Source organism: Synechococcus sp. R55.7, from assembly GCF_047461955.1.
Taxonomy (GTDB): Bacteria; Cyanobacteriota; Cyanobacteriia; order Thermostichales; family Thermostichaceae; genus Thermostichus.
This window is the reverse complement of the sequence record NZ_JANSIC010000303.1, coordinates 1-2,180: the sequence shown is the minus strand read 5'-3', so window position 1 is coordinate 2,180 and position 2,180 is coordinate 1. Positions and strand designations below refer to the sequence as shown.

The following is a 2,180-nucleotide window of genomic DNA, read 5'->3' as shown; positions in this document are numbered from 1 at the left end:
AAGCCTTTGGGCGGGAATACCGCCGGCAGATGCAGGAGTTGGAAGAACAAAGCTGGTGACATGCTCCCGCACTCATGCTGACGCAAAGCGCTCCGCGCCGCTAAAGCGAGAGAGTGCGGGCTTCTCAGTGACTCCTGTAAAGGACATTTCCTGAGCTTTGAGAACGGGATGCCCCACCGCTCTGTATTTGATGTTTATCGCCGCGTTGTGGTCTCGGCTCAGCTCTAGCCCACAATGCGGGCAAGAGTGCCATCTGTCTCGAATGGTTTTCGGTACTTTCTGACCACACTGAGAACAGTTTTGGCTTGTGCCGCTTGGATCCACTGCAATCGCCCTCAGCCCAGCTCTTTCAGCCTTGACTGCGAGAATTTGCAGGAATTGCCCCCACCCTGCATCATAGATAGACTTCGCTAGTCGGGTTCTAGCAATGCCTTCGGTGTTGAGCGCCTCATACGCAATATGCTTCCCTTTGCTTACCAGCTTCTTGGCTACTTTGTAGTGGAAATCTTTACGCTGATTGGCCACCTTGAGGTGCGCCTTGGCCACTCGCCTCAAGGCTTTCTTACGGCGGTTTGACCCTTTCTGCTTGCGGGATAAAGACCGCTGCAGCCTCTCCAGCCGCTTTTGGGCGCGGCGGTAATACTGGGGCACTGGGACGGACTCCCCTGTATCGGTCACCAAAAAGGAGTCCAGCCCCATGTCGATCCCTATCGTGTTCTCTGATGTTGGCGAATCGGGGGTTAATTCAGGGACAGACGCATCTTGCAGGCTTAATGTCACATACCACCCATCAGCCTTACGGGTGATAGTGGCAGTCTTGATAACAAACCCGTCAGGCAAAGGACGGTGTTGAATCAGTTTTACTGCTCCGATTTTGGGCAGATGAATGAACTTCCCCTGAAGGCAGTCCTGCTTCATCTGGGGAAAGGTGAAGGAACGATACCGGCCCGCCCCTTTGAATCTCGGCCTTCCTGCTCTCTTGCCGTTACGGTCGCCTTTCAGCCAGCGGTCGAATGCTTTATGCACTCGCTCTATGCAGTTTTGCAGGACTTGCGAATGGATTGCTTGGTATTCGGGGAACCTTGCTTTGGTATTCACCAAGTCCCGTTTTTGGGAGTAGAAATCAGGCCTGTCTCTCAGCTCAGGCAAATGACAGATTAAGGGGCAAGCGTTTATATCACAGCGGTTTTGCTCCCACCAGTTAAACCGCTCTGCCAACCGATAGTTGTACTGCTTGCGCAACAGCTCCAGCCATTGCTCCATCAGAACAACTTGACTGGGGGTAGGCCGCAGACGGTACTGATAGGCAGTCCTCATCTTAAGCGTGCTCAGAAACCGCTACACTGATTATAGCGCCAGTAAGGATTAGCTTGGATTATAGCGCCAGTAAGGATTAGCTTGTCGAGTGTAGGGTAGCTAAGCTCCACAATGTACTCGTAGCGTCAGTGTCGGGATACAAATACCTCTACACGGTGTATGATGGGAGCAGTTGCACAAAACGGCTTTTGCCGGAATCTGGTGCGACTACGCGGTAGGATATTCCGTGTCTGCTCGTGGAGGGTTCTTGCGAAAGCTCCCTGATGAAGCGAGAAGCCCACTCCGTACTGCCATCAGTCGGAGTCGGGAGTATGTCACCAGCCATGAAGCATGATTTCGTTTCCAGCGGCAGAGCTGTATCTGATTTGAAGGCACATTTGGTCTTAACCACCAAGTACCGTCGCAAGGTATTTACCGGCGAAATGCTGCAGCGATTACATGGATTCATGTATGACCTCTGCCAAAAGTGGGGCTGTAAACTTATTGAGTTCAACGGCGAGGCAGACCATGTTCATCTGCTGTTCCAGTACTATCCGCAGATAGATCTGTCCAAATTGGTAAACAACATCAAATCCGTCTCTAGTCGCAGGATGAGAAGCGAGTTTGCGGACTACATCAGCAAGATATACCGAAAAAATGTGCTATGGAACGAGTCTTATTTCATCGCTTCATGCGGTGGGGTAACAGTCTCGGTATTGCGCCAGTACATTGAAAACCAAGGTACTCCCGCCTCTCATCCCGACCCAAGCGCTCCGCGCCGCTAGCGCGAACGTCTTGCGGACAGAGGGCGGGGCTTCTCGGCGGTTTAGCTAAAAAAGTGTTAGGGACAGAGGGTTTTTGTTGATTGGGTTGCCGTTGGCGTT

The 2,180-nt window shown here is 52.2% G+C and carries 2 protein-coding genes; one reads left to right on the top strand and one right to left on the bottom strand.

The window, feature by feature from the left end; translation table 11 throughout:
* Positions 1 to 72: 72 nt before the first annotated feature.
* Positions 73 to 1,317 carry an RNA-guided endonuclease InsQ/TnpB family protein gene (locus tag NW820_RS11960; protein ID WP_414407595.1) on the bottom strand — a complete coding sequence of 415 codons (1,245 nt, stop codon included), beginning with the start codon at positions 1,315 to 1,317 and terminating at the stop codon, positions 73 to 75.
* A 323-nt stretch (positions 1,318 to 1,640) separates the two neighbouring features.
* On the opposite strand from NW820_RS11960, the gene tnpA reads away from it, so the two are divergent.
* The gene (tnpA, locus tag NW820_RS11955) at positions 1,641 to 2,081 is read left to right on the top strand and encodes an IS200/IS605 family transposase (RefSeq protein WP_414384118.1); all 441 of its coding nucleotides are present in this window, start codon (positions 1,641 to 1,643) and stop codon (positions 2,079 to 2,081) included.
* Positions 2,082 to 2,180 lie beyond the last annotated feature (99 nt).